Origin of the sequence: Streptomyces zhihengii (assembly GCF_016919245.1) — a bacterium.
GTDB lineage: Bacteria > Actinomycetota > Actinomycetes > Streptomycetales > Streptomycetaceae > Streptomyces > Streptomyces zhihengii.
Window position 1 is genome coordinate 4,478,119 of the sequence record NZ_JAFEJA010000001.1, and the last position, 16,896, is coordinate 4,495,014.

Below are 16,896 nucleotides of genomic sequence, written 5' to 3' on the forward strand. Positions count from 1 at the left end.
CCGGGAATCGAGGTGCGGCCCTTCGGTCATGTCCGGGTACCGGCGCCCGCCGTAGGCTGGAGACATGCTCGCCCGAAGGCGCCGCGTGTACCTGTGGATGATGGGCGGATGCCTCGTCCTCTTCGTCTCCGCCTGGGCCGTGGTGCGCCTGTGGTCGGTCCCGGTGGCCGTCGGCATGTGCGTGGTGGCCATGGTCATCCCGCCGGTCGCCGCGATGGTCGCGAACCGGCGGGGCCCGGACGACCGCTGGTGGGACGACCCGAGCGGCGATCCGAAGTCCGACGAGTGGTGGGACGAACTCGACGGGAAGCGCCGCCCGCGCCCGTGACGCCCGCGCCCGCTCGCTGGCCGCGCCGCTGTATCCGTCCGGAGCCCCCGGCTGGGCCGGGTCAGTAGACGAGTGCCTGCACGTCGTCCTGGACCGCCTCGCTGACGAACACCTGGGCGCCCGCGATCCGCACGCCCTCCAGCACGTCCTTCTCCGTGATCTCCCGGCGCTTCGCGCACTGGGTGCACAGTGTGATCGTGCCGCCCGAAAGGATCGAGTCGAGCAGCTCGGGAAGCGGTGCCGCGTGCGGCAGTTCGAACTCCGCCGCCCGGCCGGGCAGCGCGAACCACGAGGACTCGCCGGTCAGCCAGAGGGACACCTCCACACCGCTGGCGACGGCGACGGCCGCCACGGTGAAGGCCTGGGAGCAGCGTTCGGGGGCGTCGGCCCCGGCGGTCACCTTGATCACGAGCTTCTTCGCCATATGCCGAACTGTAATGCGCCGGAGTGCAACCTCCCGTCCGCGCCGGGTGTCTGCTGTGCGACGCGGATACGGAATCCGCGCGTCATGTCTCGTGGGGGGACTCTTTGGAACCGCAGGACCCCGGGGCGTCGTCGCCTCCGGCCCCTGACACACCACCCGCACCGGCCGAGGCCCCGGCGCACGCCCCGGACGGCGCGGCCGCCACGCCCGGCCCCCGGCCCCGCCGCCGCGGACGCACCGCCGCGCTGATCGCCGCCGCGGCGGTCCTCGGGGTACTGGGCGGCACGGTCACCGGCTACACCGTCCAGTACCACCGGGAGCCGACCCCGCTGCCGGCGCTCTCGCAGCCCGACCTGCGCACGCCGAAGCCGGTTCCGGCGAAGCCGGGCACGACAGCGCGATCCATGAACGTCAACCGCTGGGTCAAGACCGACGGCGACCTGCGCGAACTGCTGCTGCCGAAGCCCAAGGGCGCGAAGACGGAGACGAAGCCGGCCTGGCAGGACCTCTTCTCGTACGCCCAGTGGTTCGAGGAGGAGGACTACATGTTCGAGGAGCTCGCGGAGGACGACTTCCGTCGCTGCGCGAGCGTCAGCTGGTCCGTGGGCGGCAAGGTCTACGTCGACATCCAGCTGATCCAGTTCCGCGAGGAGCATGAGCTGAAGGCGTCCTCGTTCGGCGAGGGCCAGCAGTGGTACCTGGACGAGGACAAGTGGGCGGGCAACGACGGCGAGCCGATCCCCGGCAGCGCCGACGGCCGCACCTACGTCTTCGACGAGCCGCTGCGCGAGGCGGGCTACGAGCCGCTGTACCGGGGCCGGGCCGTGGCCTGGCGCGGCGACGTCGTGATGCTCATCGAGTACGCGAACAACGCGGGGCCGATCAACGAGAAGGACCTGAAGTCCCTCGCCAAGCGTCAGTTGGAGCGCCTGTGACCGAGCAGCCGGAACCCGTGGCGCAGCCCGCCGCCTCGACGGCGCCCACCGACCCGCCGGAGACGCCGGAAGCGTCGGCGTCCGCCGCGTCCGTGTCGTCGGCCCCGGGGACGGACGCGGCGGACGAACCCGCGACCGAACCCGCGACCGAACCCGCGACCGGGCCCGTTCCGGTCGCGGACGGGCCCGCACGGCGGCGCCGGTTCCCCGTCGCGCTCGTCGCGGCCGTCGTCGGCCTCGGGCTGATCGCCGGGGGCGGGGTGTGGGGCTGGTCGGCCGTGCAGGACGCGGACCGCAGCGCCCCGACCACCGTCTGGGCCGAACCGGGCGAGCACACGGAGCCGGAGGAGCCGTCGCTGAAGCCCACCGGCCTGGCGGCCGACCTGCTGCCCATGCCGATCGGCTATCTGCCGGGGCCGGACGTCGACGAGTTCGGCAACGACAGCGTCCTGGACGCCGAGCGCGCGGTAGCCCTGTTCAAGGAGGGGGCGCGAGGACTGCCGGGCAAGCAGCGGCGTCAGCACCAGAAGGCCGTCGACGAGCTGGGGATCAAGGGCGTGGCCGTGCGGAGCTACCGCCCCGAGGACGCGAGCTTCGTGATGGAGATCCGCCTGGCGCAGCTGGAGAACACCAAGGCGGTGCGGAACATCGCCGAGTTCGACAAGCAGGTGGCCGAAGCCTTCGAGATCTTCCGCAAGGGGCCGAAGATCCCGGGCCACCCGAAGGCGACGTGCTACCTGCTGCCCGAGGACGACGAGGTGGAACTCGACGTCATGCTGTGCAGCGCCCCCGTGGGGGAGGTCCTCGTCAACGTGTACGCGTACGGCGTGAAGGACCTCCGGACCGGGACGATCAAGGATCTGGTGCGCGAGCAGCTCGACCACATCACGTCGCCCGGGGAGGCCGTGTGACCACCGAAGCCCAGCCCACCCCGCCCGTGACGGCTCCCGCTGCCGGGACGCCCGAGGCCGCTCCCGTGACGGCTCCCGCCACCGGGACGCCCGAGGCCGGCACCGTTCCCGCCCCGCCCGAGGCCGCTCCCGCCCCGGACGCACCCGCGCCTCCCGCCGGGCCCGCCCCGGCGCCCGCCGCCGCTCCCCGGGTGCCGTTCCGGGAGCGGCGAGTGCTGCGGGCCGTGCTGCGCTGGACCGCCGCCACGGTCGTCCTCGCGGCCGTCGGCACGGGCACGGCCTACGGGATCGTGTCCCAGGAGCGCACCGACGTCCCGGGTCTGTCGACCCTGGACGACGGCCGCTGGGAGTACCCGAAGCTCACGAAGCCGACCCTGCCGGCCGGGGCCCCGCTGCCCTACGCGCCGGAGAACGTCGGTGAGATCCACTACGCGGATCTGAGCGCGCTGCTGCTCCCCGCTCCGGCCGGCAGCCGGCCGGACCGGACGCTGCCGACCGAGAAGGGACGCACGACCGTCGACCGCTACCTCCGCGAGTACGAGGAGGACGAGCGGGAGGCGCTGCGCGAGCACCTGACCGAGTCACGGGTCCGGCAGGTGGCCGCACGCGGCTGGACCATGTCGGACGGCACCGTGGCACGGGTCTTCCTGCTCCGCTTCCACACGTCCGCGGTCGCCGGCGAATTCTTCGTCGAGAACGTGGCCAGCGGCCCCGACCTGACGCTGCGGCCCGTGGGAGTCGAGGAGATGTCCTCGGTCGACGACGGCTACGACCGCCGGGCGGAGGTCACCGGTACCGAGCGCTACGTCTACGACGAGGCCGCCCCGCGCGGCCCCGTCCACGTGCGGCACGCCTACATCACCGCGGGCGACACCGTCGCCTTCGTGGTGCTCTCCCGCGAGGGCGAGGTGCCGCGGGTGCCGTTCGACCAGACGGTGGTCCTGCAGAACCAGCTCCTCGGCTGACGCCGACCTCGCAGAACGGGCCGGACCGCAGCCCACTAAGCTGGGGTCCGGCCCGTACTGCCGTCACGCCCCGCGAGGAGCCCTCCCGTGATCGTTTTCTTCGAAGTCCTGCTGGCACTGGTCTGCGTCGCCGTGCTCGCCTTCACCGGCCTCGCCGTGAAGAAGCTGTACCAGGGCCAGCGCTGACCGCCCGTACCTCCGCCACCGACCGACAGAGCTGCTCATGATCGAGATCCCGTCCGACCTCAACCCGGACCTCGTCCCCCTCGCGTTCCTCCTCGGCACGTGGGAAGGCGCGGGCGTATCGGACTTCCCCGGCGCCGAGAAGTGCAACTTCGGCCAGTCCGTCACCTTCAGCCACGACGGCCGGGACTTCATCGAGTACGTCTCGCACTCGTGGGTCCTCGACGCCGAGGGCAACAAGGTGCGGCCGCTGGAGAGCGAGAGCGGCTACTGGCGCATCGACAAGGACCGCAAGGTCGAGGTCGTCATGGTGCGCGACCAGGGCATCGTGGAGATCTGGTACGGCGAGCTGGCCGACCAGAAGCCGCAGATCGACCTCGTCACCGACGCCGTCGCGCGCACCGCGGCCTCCGGCCCGTACAGCGGCGGCAAGCGGCTCTACGGCTATGTGAAGAGCGACCTGATGTGGGTGGGCGAGAAGGCCACCCCGGAGGTCCCGCTGCGGCCGTACATGTCGGCGCACCTGAAGAAGGTCGTCTCGCCCGAGGAGGTCGCCTCCTGGGCCAAGGACCTGGGCGACCTGCCCGACGACGGGATCGCGTTCTTCAAGTAGGGGCCGTCGGGCAAGCGCCCCTTCGCACAGGGGCGCCGCTGCCTACACTGGGGGGCGTGGTGAGCACCGACTGGAAGAGTGATCTGCGGCAGCGCGGCTACCGGCTGACCCCGCAGCGCCAGCTTGTCCTCGAAGCCGTCGACACGCTCGAACACGCCACCCCGGACGACATCCTCGGCGAGGTCCGCAAGACCGCGTCGGGGGTCAACATCTCCACGGTCTACCGGACGCTGGAGCTGCTGGAGGAACTGGGGCTGGTCTCGCACGCCCACCTCGGGCACGGCGCCCCCACGTACCACCTGGCCGACCGGCACCACCATCTGCACCTGGTGTGCCGGGACTGCACCGAGGTGATCGAGGCGGATGTGACGGTGGCGGCCGAGTTCACCGAGAAGCTGCGGCGGCAGTTCGGGTTCGACACCGACATGAAGCACTTCGCGATCTTCGGCAGGTGCGGGGACTGCGCCGAGGGGAAGCCGCCTACCGGGTCGTAGGCTTGTCGCATGAAGAGCCCTCTCCTGTCCCAGCCCGGCGCGGTGCCGGCCGAGGGACGCGACGAAGGGGTCGCCGCCCACTACGGCGACCTGTTCCGTGAGCAGCGCGCACTCGCCGACGGCAAGGGGCTGGTCGACCTCTCGCACCGCGGTGTGCTCACCGTCACCGGCGACGACCGGCTGAGCTGGCTGCATCTGCTGCTCACCCAGCATGTGAGCGACCTGCCCGCGGGGCGGGCCACCGAGGCGCTGATCCTCTCCGCGAACGGGCACATCGAGCACGCCCTCTACCTCGTGGACGACGGCACGACGGTCTGGGCGCACGTGGAGCCGGACACCCAGGAGGCGCTGATCGCCTATCTGGAGTCGATGAAGTTCTTCTACCGGGTCGAGGTCGCCGACCGCACCGACGACTTCGCCGTCGTCCATCTGCCCGCCGGCTCCATCGCCACCGTGCCCGACGGCGTGGTCGTCCGGGAGACCGCGCACGGCCGCGACCTCTTCCTGCCGCGCGCCGACCTGGAGTCGTACGCGGCCGGACACGGCCCGCTCGCGGGCATCCTGGCGTACGAGGCGCTGCGGATCGAGGGGCACCGGCCGCGGCTGGGCTTCGAGACCGACCACCGCACCATCCCCCATGAGCTGGGCTGGATCGGCAGCGCCGTGCACCTCCAGAAGGGCTGCTACCGCGGCCAGGAGACGGTCGCCCGTGTCCACAACCTGGGGAAGCCGCCGCGCCGCCTGGTCTTCCTCCACCTGGACGGCAGCGAGGTCCATCTGCCCGTGCCGGGCACGCCGGTGAAGCTGGCCGCCGACGGCGACGAGGGCCGCCAGCTCGGCTTCATCACCACCTCGGGCCGCCACCACGAACTCGGCCCGATCGCGCTCGCCCTGGTGAAGCGGAACGTGCCGGTCGACGCCCCGCTGCTCGCGGGCGGCACGGCCGCCGCGCAGGAGACGGTCGTCGAGCCCTGAGCGGCCCGCCGGACCCGCGTCTCAGACGCGGGTCCAGCGCTGCGAGGCGGAGCCGTCGCACGTCTCGGTGACGACATTGGTGCCGCTGAGACCGCTGAGGTCCAGGCAGCCGCCGGTGCGCACACTGCGGATCGAGCCGTCGGCCCCCGAGCGCCACTGGTGGTCGGTACCGCCGCCGCAGCTGAACGACATGACCTGGTGGCCGAGGGTGTTCGCGTCCATGCAGTCGCCCTCCCGGCCGTTGACGATCCGGAACACGCCGCCCGACACGGTCCGGAACGACCAGGTGGCGGCGGTGCCGGAGCAGGCGCCGTCGTGGGGGCTGTTGCCGGCGCCGTAGGTCACGCACTTGCCGTTCTCGGCGTTCTTGAGCATGAAGGCGGACGGCGCCGGCCCACCGCCCCCGGAACCCGCCGACGAGCCGCCGTCCGACGAGCCGCCGGACGAGGATCCACCGCCCGAACCGCCGGTGGGCGCGTCCGAGGGCCCGGAGCCTCCCGGGGCGGCGGTCCCGCCCGAGGCCCCGGAGGACACCGCGCCGCCGGAGCCGTCGCCGGGCCCGTCCCCGCCCCGGCCGTCGTCCGCGCCCGGAGCGCCGGCTTCCGTGCCGTCCTTCTCCCCCTGCCGGCCGTCCGCGCCCGCGGAGGCGGAGGCCGAGGAACCGGCGCTCGCCGACGCGGTGGGTGACGCGGCCCGGTCGCCGGGGGCCGTGGGGGAGGGCGAGGCCGAGGCCGACGGCGGCAGCGCGTTCGTGCCCGGCCGGTCGAACGCGTAGGGCAGGAGCTGGAACGAGAGCGTGCTCCCCGCCACGACGACCGGGATCACGATCGCCAGCACCTTCCGTCTGCGGCGCCGCTCGGCGCGCGGGCTCCGCTCGGCGTCGGCCAAGGGCGCGGACCCGGCGGAGGCGTCCGCTCCCGGCCCGGCGGAGGTGTCCGGTCCGGGCAGGTCCTTCGCGTCCGGCACGTGCTCCGCGAAGGCGGCGCGCACCGCGAGCGGCCCGCTCACGGCGTCCGGCCACGGCGGGGGCCCCGGCGGGATGCGGCGGCCGGCGGTCTCCACCAGGTCCGCCGCGGTCGGCCTGACCCCGGGATCCTTGTCCAGGCAGGCGGCGACGACGTCGGCCAGTTCCGCGTCCAGCGCGCGCAGCGCCGCCAGGTCGGGGGCCTCGTGGACGATCCGGTACAGCACGCCGTGGCCCGACTCGTCCCCGAAGGGGGGCCGGCCGCTGCCCGCGTACGCCAGCACCGAGCCGAGCGCGAAGACGTCAACGGCGCCGGTGGAGCTCCGCGCCCCCGAAGCCTGCTCGGGGGACATGTAGGCCGGGGTGCCGACCACCATCCCGGTGCGGGTGACCTGGCTCTGCTCCGCCGCGCGCGCGACGCCGAAGTCGATCAGCGTGACACCGTCGAGGGTCAGCATCACGTTGGAGGGCTTCACGTCCCGGTGGACCATGTCCAGTGCGTGCACGTCCGCCAGGCCCGCCGCGGTCTCCCGCAGCAGCCGCCAGAGCGCTGGTGCGGGCAGCGGTCCGCCGTGCGCCGCCAGCGCCTGGCTCAGGGTCAGACCCGGTACCCAGGCGGTGGCGAACCAGGGCGGCTGTGCCGTCCGGTCCCCGTCGAGCAGCCGGGCCGACGCCCGCTCGGGCAGCCGCGCGAGGTTGTCCAGCTCCTGGCCGAACCGCCGCAGGAAGTCCTTGTCCTCCGCCGCGATCGAGGGGAGGAGCTGCTTGACGGCCGCGAACCGCCCCTGGTGCACGCCGAGGTAGACCCGGCCCATCCCGCCGGCCCCGAGCCGACCGAGCAGCGGAATCGGGCCGATCCGGCGCGGATCGCCCTCACCCAGCGGCTCCGCGCCGCTGCCCGTCGGATCCAGCTCCGTCCGCCCGTCCACCTTCTCGCGCCTCCACAGCGATGCGGCCCCGCCCGGGCCGTGAACTCCCCCCGCCCCACACGGACGGGCGCACGGCCTCCACGGTTCCCGTGGCGGCGGCAATCACCCTATAGAAAACGGGAGTTGAGCGACCCCGTACGCCCGCCGGCCTCCCGGCGCCCGCCCCCCGGGGTGGCCGTCAGATCTCGACGAGGACGGTGAACGGGCCGTCATTGGTGAGCGACACCCGCATCCGGGCACCGAAGCGGCCGGTCGCCACGGTCGCCCCCAGCGCCCTGAGCTGGGCGACGACCTCGTCGACGAGGGGTTCGGCCACCGGGCCGGGGGCGGCGGCGTTCCAGGTGGGCCGGCGCCCCTTGCGGGCGTCCCCGTAGAGGGTGAACTGCGAGACCACCAGCAGCGGCGCGTCCACGTCCGAGCAGGACTTCTCGTCCGTGAGCATACGAACCGACCATAGTTTGCGGGCCAGTTGGGCCGCCTTCTCCGGTGTGTCGTCGTGGGTGACCCCCACCAGCACACACAGGCCCTCGCCCGTGATCTCGCCCACCGTCTCGGGGCCCGTCTCACCCGGTACGACGACGCTCGCGCCGTCCACCCTCTGCACCACTGCACGCATGCGGAGAAAACTACCTGGCCGCCATTCGGGGCCGAACAGGTGCAGACCGACTCCGCCGGGGGTACCGGGGTGGCACCATGCACGCAGGCGGTGCAGTCCCGCGGCCCATCGGGCCCCGGGTGGCCCATGCACCGGTCGCGAGGGGACGGACGACGCACATGACCACATCTGGCGCCGGGCCTCGGCTCGGCCCCGTACCGAGCTGCCCGGCGGACGTCGCGGGGGATCTTCCGGCTCCCGCCCGCCCGCCCCGGCCCCGTGGCGGAGACCTGCTCCCCGAGACCCCGGAGCCCGATCTGGGGGGTCTGCGGCTGCCGGAACTGCGGGCGCTGCGCCGGGACGCGCAGCGCGACGAGGCGGACCTCAGCTATGTGCGGCGCCTCGTCCAGGGCCGGCTCGACATCCTCCGGGCCGAGGTCGCCCGCCGCGCCGACCCGGAGGCCCCCGTGGTCGACCGGCTCTCCGAGATCCTGGCCGACGCGCCCTCCCGCCGCGGCTCCTCGGCCCGGCACGTCACGCTCTCCACGCCGCACGGCGAGGAGTACCGGCGGCTGGCGTCCGACATGCTCGACGAGGTCGGCCTCTCGGACCTCGGCGCCCGGACGGACGACGAGCTGCACGACGCGATGGGGCGGCTGCTCGCCTACGAGCAGCGGGTGTCCCGGCGCCGCCAGCAGCTCCAGCGGACGGCCGACGATTGCAGCGCCGAGATCGCCCGCAGGTACCGTGAAGGCGAAGCACAAGTAGACGACCTGCTCATCTGACGCGGGGCGGCCGGGGCGATCCCCCGGCGCCGCCGCCGGGGTGCGGGTCGCCCGTCCCGGAAGGCCGTCCACCATGACCTCCTCCGTCGCCCCCGTCAGCGCGGCCATACCCCCGGTCCTCGCCGAGGTCGTCCGTTCCGGCTTCGTCGAGGGCCACCACCGGGGATCGCTGGTGCTGCTGGGCGCGGACGGAAGCGTCGAGCTGGCGGTCGGCGACCCGTCGGCCCCCGTCTTCCCCCGCTCGTCGAACAAGCCCATGCAGGCCGCCGCCGTGCTCCGGGCCGGTCTCGACCTCGCGGGCGAGCGGCTGGCCCTGGCCGCCGCGAGCCACTCGGGAGAGGACTTCCACCTCGACCTGGTGCGCAAGATGCTCGCCGAGTTCTCGCTCTCCGCCGACGAACTGCGCACCCCGCCGGACCTGCCGCTCGACCCGGTCGCCGCCGAGACCTACCTGGCCACCGGGCACGTCCGGGACCGGGTCACCATGAACTGCTCCGGCAAGCACACGGCCATGCTGGCCGCCTGCGAGCTGAACGGCTGGGACCGCGCGACCTATCTGGACCCGGGACACCCCCTCCAGCGCCTGGTGCACTCCGTCGTCGAGGAGGCCGCCGGCGAGAAGGTCGCCGCCGTCGGCACGGACGGCTGTGGCGCCCCGCTGATGGCGATCTCGCTGACCGGCCTCGCCCGGGCGTTCCGGCACTTCGTCCTCGCGGCGCCGGGCACCGCCGAACGCCGGGTGGCCGACGCCATGCGGGCCCACCCCGAGTACGTGGCGGGGACGCGGCGGCCCGACACCTGGCTGATGCGGGAGGTGCCGGGGACGCTGTCCAAGATGGGCGCCGAGGCGGTCCAGGCGGTCGCGCTGGAGGACGGCAGGGCGCTCGCCTTCAAGATCGACGACGGGGCGGGCCGCGCGCTCGGGCCCGTCCTGGCCCGTGCGCTGCGGCTGATGGGCGTGGACGCGCCCGTGCTGGACCGCATCGGCCACATGCCGCTGCTCGGCGGCGGCGACGAGGTGGGCGAGGTCCGCGCGGCGTTCTGACCCGGGGGCGCTCTGACCCGTGGTGGGCTCTGACCTGCGGGGCGTTCTGACCCGTGGGGCGCTTCGACTCGCGGGGCGTTTCTGATCCGCGGGGCGGGCGGGCGGCGCCCGGGAGCGCGGCGCGGAGCCGGACGCACCGGGCCGGAGCGCTCGCGGGATGCCCCGGGGGCGCGGGGGGGACGCCCTGGGCCCGTACCCGTCGTGCCCGCGCCCGTCGTGCCCGTGCCCCGGGACATCCGGGCGCGTGCCCGTCGTGCCCGTGTCCGGGGAAATCCGGGTGCGTGGCGCTCCGGAGTCCGCCTAGCGTGGCCGGTATGACCGTCGACACCCGTCCGATCACCGAGTCCGAGTTCCCCGGCTGGCTGCGCGCGCTGGCCACCGGATTCCTGCGGCCGCCGCTGATCACCGACGAGGAGGCGGAGAGCCGCCGCGCGCACATGGACCTCGCGCGGATGAGCGGCGCCTTCGACGACGGCCGCTGCGTGGCCACCTACCGCACCTTCGACCAGCGGATCACCGTGCCGGGCGGGGCGCGGGTGGCGGCCACCGCCGTCACCCAGGTCACCGTCTCGCCGACTCACCGCAGGCGCGGTCTGCTGAGCCGGCTGATGGCCGAGGGCCTCGCCGGGGCCAAGGAGCGGGGCGACGCGCTGGCCACCCTGATCGCCGCCGAGTACCCGATCTACGGGCGCTACGGCTTCGGCCCCGCCGCCTCGATCACCGAGTGGACGGTGGACGTGCCCCGCACCGGCCTGGACGGCCGCCGCGCGCTGCCGGAGGGCGGCGGCAGGATCGACCTGGTGGAGGGCGGCGACGTCCGCAAGACCGGCCCGGCGCTGCACGAGCGGCTCGCGGCCCGGCGGCACGGCATGGTCAGCCGGGACGAGCACTGGTGGAACGCGAACACCGGTGCCGAGCCCACGCCCCCGCATCCCTGGACGGAGCCGTTCCACGCGGTCTACCGCTCGGCCGGCGGCGAGCCCGAGGGCCTGGTGACCTACGCCGCCGACGACCGCTGGGGCGACGCCAAGCAGCCCCTGAACACCGCCACCGTGCGCGACCTGATCGCGGTGACCCCGGAGGCGGAACGGGCGCTGTGGCACTTCGTGTGCTCCGTCGACTGGGTCACCACCGTCCGCTCCGGGTACCGCGCCGCGGACGACCTGCTCCCCGACCTGCTGCCCGACCCCCGCGCGGCACGGGTCCGCACCGCGGCCGACTTCCTGTGGGTGCGGGTGCTGGACACCGTGCGCGCCCTGGAGGCACGCACCTACGAGGCCCCCGCCTCCCTGGTGCTGGAGGTCGTCGACGCGGCCGGGTTCGCGGGCGGCCGCTTCCGCCTCGCCACCGAGGGCGGGCAGGCGTCCTGCGCCCCGACGACCGCCGCCCCCGACCTGACGCTGGACGTCCGCGAACTGGGCGCGCTGTACCTGGGTGACGCCTCGGCGGTCCGGCTCTCCGCCCTGGGCCTGCTGACCGAGCACCGCCAGGGCGCGGTCGCCGAGGCGGACACCGCCTTCCGCACGGCCCGCCGGCCCTGGTGCCCGGACGTCTTCTGACACCGGCCCCGCGCCGCGTGACACCCGCCGTCCCGCCCCGTGGGGGGAGCCGGCGGGCGGCTCAGCCGGCGGTGACGGCCGGGGCGACCAGGAGGAGGCCGCCGACCCCGGTGCACGTCGGGTTGTCGGCCTTGATGCCGACCGCGAGGAGTGCGAGACCGAGCCCGGCGGCGAAGCCGAACCTCCACTGGACGTACTGCTCGGCGAGGAGGGCGATCAGAGGCATGGTGTGTCACTCCTTCGGTGCGAGAGGCCGAGCGCGCACACCGTTGTGCTGCTGGGATTGATCCGGTCCGAGAGGCAACTCGGAGTCGAATTCCTTCGGTTGACCTGACCTTGTGATGCCCCGTCATGCCATGGCCGTAAACTTGTCCGGTTGTTTGGTTGATTCAAGGGTGATGACCGCGCGCCGGGTTGACAGGTCCGGCGCGGTATCACCGGCTGACAGGGCGGGAGTTGTATGGTTGTGAGGTGACCAGTCATGGACCCGCCTCCAGGGACGGCCAGTTCCGCTATGTGCAGCTGGCCGATGTGCTGCGCAAGGAGATCAACCAGGGCACCAGGCTGCCGGGGCAGCGCATCCCCACCCAGGAGGTCCTCGCCGCGCAGTACCACGTCTCGCGCAGCACGGTGATCCAGGCGATCACGCTCCTGCGCGAGGAAGGGCTGGTCCGTGTCCGGCAGGGCAGCGGGACGTTCGTCCGCGAGCTCGGCGACACCGCGCCCGCGACGGCATCGGAGCCCGCCGACGGCGGCGACGAGAGCTGGGCCGTCGTCTCCGAGGACGTGCCGCTGGTGCGCCTCAAGCCGTATCTGGAGGAGGCCTTCGAGGCGACCGAGGTGACGCTGGACGTCTTCTCGATGACCACGGAGTCGCTCGCCACCCAGGTCTCCCACCAGAAGGACCGCATCCTGGACGGGGTGATCAGGCCGCCGCGCGGCATCACCGCGCGACTGATCCTGCCGGACACCGCCTCGGGCCACCTGGCCATCCCCCGGCCGGTCGACGGCTCGGACGACCCGCGGGTGCGCAACCGGATGCACGGCATCCTCACGGCCCACGCCACCATCCTGCGGGAGTCGCTGTACGAGCTGCGCAACCGCAAGCTCGTCCCCGAGGTCTCGGTGGAGGTGCGGCTCGTGCCGTTCTCCCCGCAGATCAAGCTGTACATCCTGAACCGCAGGCTCGCCCTGCAGGGCTTCTATCCGCCGGACCTGGGAAACGTCACCGTCGTTCCCGGCGGCGAGGAAGTGACCATCCTCGACGCATACGGCACCGGGGCGACCCTGTTCCCCTTCCGTGCCGCCGCCGACTCCACACCCGATCAGGTGGGCATCGTGCGTCAGATGCAGAAGTTCTTCGAGAACACCTGGACCCACCAAGCCACAAGGGCGGACATCTGACCGTGCCACACGCCACTGCCACCCCGGCACAGCCGTTCGCGATCCGGGAGGCGGTGACCCGGGCCCGGTGCGTCGTCCTCGATCTCGACGGTCCCGTCGCCCGCGTCTTCGCGGGCGAGCCGGCCGCCGCCATCGCCCGGGAGATGCTGGGCCTCGCCGCGGACGACGGCCGGCTCGCCCCCGGGGTCCCCGACACCGACGACCCGATCGCCGTCCTGCACGCCCACACCGCGGAGATGCTCCGCCGGGGCGGCGATCCCGGCTGGCGCAGGACCGTCGAGGCCCTGCACGACCTGCTGGACGCCTACGAGCGCAAGGCCGCCGAGTCCGCCGAACCGACCCCGGGCGCCGCCGCCTTCATCCGGGCGTGCCACGACTCGGGCCGGACCCTGTCGGTCGCCACCAACAACCACGCGGACGCCGCCGCCCGGATCCTCGAGCGGATGGGCGTACGCGACTGCTTCGAGGGACCCCTCGTCGGGCGGACCGGGGACGCCACCCTCATGAAGCCCCACCCCCGGGCCGTGCTCGCGGCGAAGAGCCGGGGCGTGCCGGTCGGCCGCCATCTGATGATCGGGGACACGGTCAGCGACTTCCACGCGGCCCGGCAGATCGAAATGCCGTTCTGCGGGTATCACCGTCATGAGAGGGGGCGGCAGCGGCTGCTCGATGCCGGAGTGCCGCTGGTCGCCTCGGAGATGGGGGAGTTCCTGGCGTTCGTCGCGGACGCGGACCGGTGAGCTCCCGCCGGCACGGGCGACGCTCGGTCCCGTGACGGTACCGGTGGCGGGGCGGTGTTCCCGCGGCAAGGGGGGCGGCCGCATTCACCCGGGCGCAGCGAGCACCGCCGGCCCGGGATCGCGGGCCCGGCAGACGTCCGTACGGCTCAGCGCCGGTGAGGCGCTGATCGAGGGACCGCTCAAGGGCTACCACCACGAGACCTACGCCTTCCCGCTGCCCGGCGCCGACGGCGGCGCCGGGTCGGTCCGCTGGAAGTGCCGGGAGCCGCGCGACGGCGTCCTCTGGTTCGACCGGCGCTGGTTCGCCTCGGAGGGCGCGCTGATCCGGGCGCTCTCCGGGCGGGTGGCCAGCGTGCCGGAGATCATGCTCGTCGACGGGATCGGCCTCCAGCGGTTCATCGAGGGGACGACCCTCGGGGCGTTCGGGGGCCCGGGCAGCGCCGTCGCCGAGCGTCATCTGCGCCAGCTGGAGCGGTTGTTCGGCGAGCTGGCGGCGATCGGGCCGGGCGCGCTCGGGGTCGAGCCGCTGGGCGCGGCGGACACGGCCGTCGGTGACGGGGACTGCGCCGGCTTCGCCGCCGAGCTGCTGCGCTTCACCGAGGAGCAGGTGCGCCAGGCGCATCTGCCGCACCACGGGGAGCTGTTCCGCGCGCTGGGCGTGCCCGAGGACGGTCTGACGCGCCTGGCGCGCAGGATGGGCTCCCTCACCGGGCGGCCGTTCTGCCTGCTCCACGGCGACCTCCACCGGGAGAACTTCGTCGTCGACGGCCACGACCGTCTGTGGACCATCGACTGGGAGCTCGCCGCGTTCGGCGATCCGCTCTACGACCTGGCGACCCATCTGCATCTGATGCGCTATCCGGCCCGTCAGGAGGCGGTGGTCGCCCGGCGCTGGCGGGAGGCGGTGGAGCGGGTGCTGCCGGGGGGATCGGCCGGGTGGCGCGAGGATCTGCCGCGGCTGCTCGCCTACAAGCGGGTGCAGTCGGTGTACACGGACATCGTCCGGGCGGGCATCGGCACCGGGCGCGATCCGCTCGACCTGCGGACGCTCTGCGACACCGCGTACAAGCTGGAGTCCGTGCTCGGACGGGCGGCGGCCGTGCTGGGGATGCGCCGGCCGCCGGGCGTGCGGGAGATCGCCGCGGCCCTGCTGCGCCGCCGCCGCACCGCCGGCACCTGACCGCCGGGAGCCGGCGCACGGGGGCCTCCTCAGCGTGTGCGCACCCGGAAGAGGAGGGCCGAGAGGACGACGGCCACCGCCAGGATTCCCCCGCACCAGGCCAGGGCCAGCCAGGGCGCGGAGCCGACGGGCTGGTCGTGGAGGAGGCCGCGCAGGGACTCGATCAGCGGGGTCACCGGCTGGTGGTCGGCGAAGCCGTGGAGCCAGGTGGGCATGGTGTCGATCCGCACGAACGCGCTGCTCGGGTACGGCAGGAACATCATGAGGAAGGTGAATCCGCTCGCCGCCTCGGGTGTCCTGGCCAGCAGGCCGACGGCGGCCGAGAACCAGGACAGCGCCACCAGGAACGCCAGCAGGAGGCCCGCCGCCGCGAGCCAGCCCGCCGCGGACGCGGACGGCCGGAAGCCGATGAGCAGTCCGACGCCGAGCACGAGCACGGTCGCGAGCAGGTTGCGCAGGGTGCTGGCGGTGACGTGCCCCGCGATGACGGCGGTGCCGCCGATGTCCAGGGAGCGGAAGCGGTCGATGATGCCGCTCTTCATGTCCTCGCTGACCCGCACCGCGGTGCCCGCGGCGCCGAAGGCGGCGCACAGCACGAGGATGCCGGGGACCACGTAGTTCACGTACCGCGTGCCGGTGTCGATGGCGCCGCCGAAGAAGTAGATGAAGACCAGCATCAGCATCAGCGGCAGCATCAGCGACGTCATGAGGGCGTCCCCGTCGCGCCGGCTGAGCCGGACGCAGCGTCCGGCCATGGTCAGGGCCGGGGTGAGCGGGCCGGGTGTCAGGGCCGGCGGGAAGGGGCCGGGTGCGTCAGGCATGGGCGGTCTCCGTCGGGTGGGCGGGGCGGGCGTCGGTGCCGGGCGGGGGAGCGGTCGTGGGACCGTCACCCGTGCGGGAGCCGCCCCCGGTGAGGGACAGGAAGACGTCGTCGAGCGTGGTGGTTTGGAGGGCGAAGCGGGCCACGTCCGTCCGCCGGGGGTCGATCTCGTCGAGCAGGGCGCGGACCTGGGCGGCCGATCCGTCCGTGGGCAGCCCGACCGTGAGCGTCCCGGGGGAGCGGAGCACGGCCGTCCGGGAGGCGTGGCGCAGGTAGGCGGCGGTGTCGGCGAAGACCACGTCGAGCCGGTGGCCGCCGACTTCGGCCTTGAGCTCGGCCGCGGTGCCCTCGGCCACGATGCGGCCCGCGTCCAGCAGTGCGACCCGGTCCGCGAGGCGGTCCGCCTCCTCCAGGTACTGGGTGGTGAGCAGCACGGTCGTCCCGCCGGCGGTCAGTTCGCGCACCACCTGCCAGAGTTCCCGGCGGCTGCGCGGGTCGAGTCCGGTGGTCGGCTCGTCGAGGAAGACGACCCGCGGTCCGCCGACCAGCGAGGCGGCGAGGTCGAGCCGTCGGCGCATACCGCCGGAGTAGGTGTGGACGAGACGGCCGCCGGCATGGTCGAGGCCGAAGCGTTCGAGGAGTTCGGCGGCGCGTCGCCGGGCGCCGGGGCGGGACAGGCCGCAGAGCCTGCCCATCATGCGCAGGTTCTCCTCGCCGGTCTGCTTCTCGTCGACCGCGGCGTACTGGCCGGTGAGGCTGATCGCCCGGCGCACCAGGGAGCGTTCGGCGACGACGTCGTGTCCCGCGACGCGGGCGGTGCCGGCGTCCGCGGTGGTGAGCGTGGCGAGGACGCGCACGGTGGTCGTCTTGCCCGCGCCGTTCGGGCCGAGCAGCGCGAAGACGGTGCCGCGCTCGACCCGCAGGCCGATGCCGTCGAGCACGCGGACCGTGCCGTAGGACTTGCGCAGCCCCTCGGCCTCGACGGCGGCGGGCTCGGTGCTTTCCGTACGGGCTGCGGGCGGCGGTTGCCGGCTGGAGGTCATGGCC

At 73.8% G+C, this 16,896-nt stretch carries 19 protein-coding genes; 13 read left to right on the forward strand and 6 right to left on the reverse strand.

What is annotated here, in order from left to right; all coding sequences use genetic code 11:
• Positions 1-64 precede the first annotated feature (64 nt).
• Positions 65-328 (forward strand): DUF3099 domain-containing protein, encoded by a 264-nt coding sequence (locus tag JE024_RS18810; RefSeq protein ID WP_205374696.1) that lies wholly within the window; start codon positions 65-67, stop codon positions 326-328.
• Positions 329-389: 61 nt separating this feature from the next.
• On the opposite strand, the gene JE024_RS18815 is transcribed toward JE024_RS18810, so the two are convergent.
• Positions 390-752: a DsrE family protein gene (locus JE024_RS18815; RefSeq protein WP_205374697.1), complete on the reverse strand. Its 363-nt coding sequence runs from the start codon at positions 750-752 to the stop codon at positions 390-392.
• A gap of 104 nt (positions 753-856) precedes the next feature.
• Between JE024_RS18815 and JE024_RS18820 the strand changes: the two genes are divergently transcribed.
• From JE024_RS18820 to ygfZ, 6 genes are all read left to right on the forward strand, one after another.
• The gene (locus JE024_RS18820) at positions 857-1,687 is read left to right on the forward strand and encodes a hypothetical protein (RefSeq protein ID WP_205374698.1); all 831 of its coding nucleotides are present in this window, start codon (positions 857-859) and stop codon (positions 1,685-1,687) included.
• A complete protein-coding gene (locus JE024_RS18825) occupies positions 1,684-2,598 on the forward strand; it encodes a hypothetical protein (protein WP_205374699.1) in 915 nt (304 codons plus the stop codon). Before JE024_RS18820 ends, JE024_RS18825 begins: the two co-directional genes overlap by 4 nt.
• Entirely contained in the window at positions 2,595-3,563 is a 969-nt protein-coding gene (locus JE024_RS18830) for a hypothetical protein (RefSeq protein ID WP_244882957.1), read from the forward strand. The genes JE024_RS18825 and JE024_RS18830 overlap by 4 nt, the downstream gene beginning before the upstream one ends.
• Before the next feature lie 223 nt (positions 3,564-3,786).
• Positions 3,787-4,359, forward strand: a complete 573-nt coding sequence (locus JE024_RS18835) for a heme-binding beta-barrel domain-containing protein (protein ID WP_205374700.1) — start codon at positions 3,787-3,789, stop codon at positions 4,357-4,359.
• A 56-nt stretch (positions 4,360-4,415) separates the two neighbouring features.
• Complete coding sequence (locus JE024_RS18840) at positions 4,416-4,853, forward strand: Fur family transcriptional regulator (RefSeq protein WP_205374701.1); 438 nt, start codon at positions 4,416-4,418, stop codon at positions 4,851-4,853.
• 9 nt (positions 4,854-4,862) lie between these two features.
• Positions 4,863-5,828 (forward strand): CAF17-like 4Fe-4S cluster assembly/insertion protein YgfZ, encoded by a 966-nt coding sequence (ygfZ, locus tag JE024_RS18845; protein ID WP_205374702.1) that lies wholly within the window; start codon positions 4,863-4,865, stop codon positions 5,826-5,828.
• A 21-nt stretch (positions 5,829-5,849) separates the two neighbouring features.
• Here ygfZ and JE024_RS18850 read toward each other — a convergent pair whose 3' ends face one another.
• Positions 5,850-7,721 (reverse strand): serine/threonine protein kinase, encoded by a 1,872-nt coding sequence (locus JE024_RS18850; protein WP_244882959.1) that lies wholly within the window; start codon positions 7,719-7,721, stop codon positions 5,850-5,852.
• Positions 7,722-7,899: 178 nt separating this feature from the next.
• Entirely contained in the window at positions 7,900-8,337 is a 438-nt protein-coding gene (gene dtd / locus JE024_RS18855) for a D-aminoacyl-tRNA deacylase (protein ID WP_205374703.1), read from the reverse strand.
• A gap of 158 nt (positions 8,338-8,495) precedes the next feature.
• Here dtd and JE024_RS18860 point away from each other — a divergent pair, with 158 nt between their 5' ends.
• The 3 genes from JE024_RS18860 (at position 8,496) to JE024_RS18870 (ending at position 11,705) form a co-directional block, all read left to right on the forward strand.
• On the forward strand, positions 8,496-9,101 hold the full coding sequence (locus tag JE024_RS18860; RefSeq protein WP_205374704.1) for an RsiG family protein: 606 nt from the start codon (positions 8,496-8,498) through the stop codon (positions 9,099-9,101).
• 73 nt (positions 9,102-9,174) lie between these two features.
• Positions 9,175-10,146 (forward strand): asparaginase, encoded by a 972-nt coding sequence (locus JE024_RS18865; RefSeq protein WP_205374705.1) that lies wholly within the window; start codon positions 9,175-9,177, stop codon positions 10,144-10,146.
• A gap of 314 nt (positions 10,147-10,460) precedes the next feature.
• A complete protein-coding gene (locus JE024_RS18870) occupies positions 10,461-11,705 on the forward strand; it encodes a GNAT family N-acetyltransferase (RefSeq protein WP_205374706.1) in 1,245 nt (414 codons plus the stop codon).
• Between the two features lie 61 nt (positions 11,706-11,766).
• Here the strand turns inward: JE024_RS18870 and JE024_RS18875 are convergent, their stop codons facing one another.
• On the reverse strand, positions 11,767-11,931 hold the full coding sequence (locus JE024_RS18875; RefSeq protein ID WP_205374707.1) for a hypothetical protein: 165 nt from the start codon (positions 11,929-11,931) through the stop codon (positions 11,767-11,769).
• A gap of 245 nt (positions 11,932-12,176) precedes the next feature.
• Between JE024_RS18875 and JE024_RS18880 the strand changes: the two genes are divergently transcribed.
• The 3 genes from JE024_RS18880 to JE024_RS18890 are packed head-to-tail and all read left to right on the forward strand — an operon-like array spanning position 12,177 to position 15,029.
• Positions 12,177-13,109 carry a GntR family transcriptional regulator gene (locus JE024_RS18880; protein WP_205374708.1) on the forward strand — a complete coding sequence of 311 codons (933 nt, stop codon included), beginning with the start codon at positions 12,177-12,179 and terminating at the stop codon, positions 13,107-13,109.
• 2 nt (positions 13,110-13,111) lie between these two features.
• Positions 13,112-13,849, forward strand: a complete 738-nt coding sequence (locus JE024_RS18885; RefSeq protein WP_244882961.1) for an HAD family hydrolase — start codon at positions 13,112-13,114, stop codon at positions 13,847-13,849.
• Between the two features lie 31 nt (positions 13,850-13,880).
• A complete protein-coding gene (locus JE024_RS18890; protein WP_244882962.1) occupies positions 13,881-15,029 on the forward strand; it encodes an aminoglycoside phosphotransferase family protein in 1,149 nt (382 codons plus the stop codon).
• A 29-nt stretch (positions 15,030-15,058) separates the two neighbouring features.
• Here JE024_RS18890 and JE024_RS18895 read toward each other — a convergent pair whose 3' ends face one another.
• Together JE024_RS18895 and JE024_RS18900 are read right to left on the reverse strand one after the other, a co-directional pair.
• Positions 15,059-15,850: an ABC transporter permease gene (locus JE024_RS18895; RefSeq protein ID WP_205374709.1), complete on the reverse strand. Its 792-nt coding sequence runs from the start codon at positions 15,848-15,850 to the stop codon at positions 15,059-15,061.
• Positions 15,843-16,892, reverse strand: a complete 1,050-nt coding sequence (locus JE024_RS18900; RefSeq protein WP_205374710.1) for an ATP-binding cassette domain-containing protein — start codon at positions 16,890-16,892, stop codon at positions 15,843-15,845. The genes JE024_RS18895 and JE024_RS18900 overlap by 8 nt, the downstream gene beginning before the upstream one ends.
• Positions 16,893-16,896: the final 4 nt, after the last annotated feature.

Coding starts and splice junctions, on each gene's coding strand:
- dtd (WP_205374703.1), bottom strand. CDS start 8,337: ATGCGTGCAGTGGTGCAGAGGGTGGACGGCGCGAGCGTCGTCGTACCG.
- JE024_RS18870 (WP_205374706.1), top strand. CDS start 10,461: ATGACCGTCGACACCCGTCCGATCACCGAGTCCGAGTTCCCCGGCTGG.
- JE024_RS18895 (WP_205374709.1), bottom strand. CDS start 15,850: ATGCCTGACGCACCCGGCCCCTTCCCGCCGGCCCTGACACCCGGCCCG.
- JE024_RS18900 (WP_205374710.1), bottom strand. CDS start 16,892: ATGACCTCCAGCCGGCAACCGCCGCCCGCAGCCCGTACGGAAAGCACC.
- JE024_RS18810 (WP_205374696.1), top strand. CDS start 65: ATGCTCGCCCGAAGGCGCCGCGTGTACCTGTGGATGATGGGCGGATGC.
- JE024_RS18835 (WP_205374700.1), top strand. CDS start 3,787: ATGATCGAGATCCCGTCCGACCTCAACCCGGACCTCGTCCCCCTCGCG.
- JE024_RS18875 (WP_205374707.1), bottom strand. CDS start 11,931: ATGCCTCTGATCGCCCTCCTCGCCGAGCAGTACGTCCAGTGGAGGTTC.
- ygfZ (WP_205374702.1), top strand. CDS start 4,863: ATGAAGAGCCCTCTCCTGTCCCAGCCCGGCGCGGTGCCGGCCGAGGGA.
- JE024_RS18865 (WP_205374705.1), top strand. CDS start 9,175: ATGACCTCCTCCGTCGCCCCCGTCAGCGCGGCCATACCCCCGGTCCTC.
- JE024_RS18815 (WP_205374697.1), bottom strand. CDS start 752: ATGGCGAAGAAGCTCGTGATCAAGGTGACCGCCGGGGCCGACGCCCCC.
- JE024_RS18860 (WP_205374704.1), top strand. CDS start 8,496: ATGACCACATCTGGCGCCGGGCCTCGGCTCGGCCCCGTACCGAGCTGC.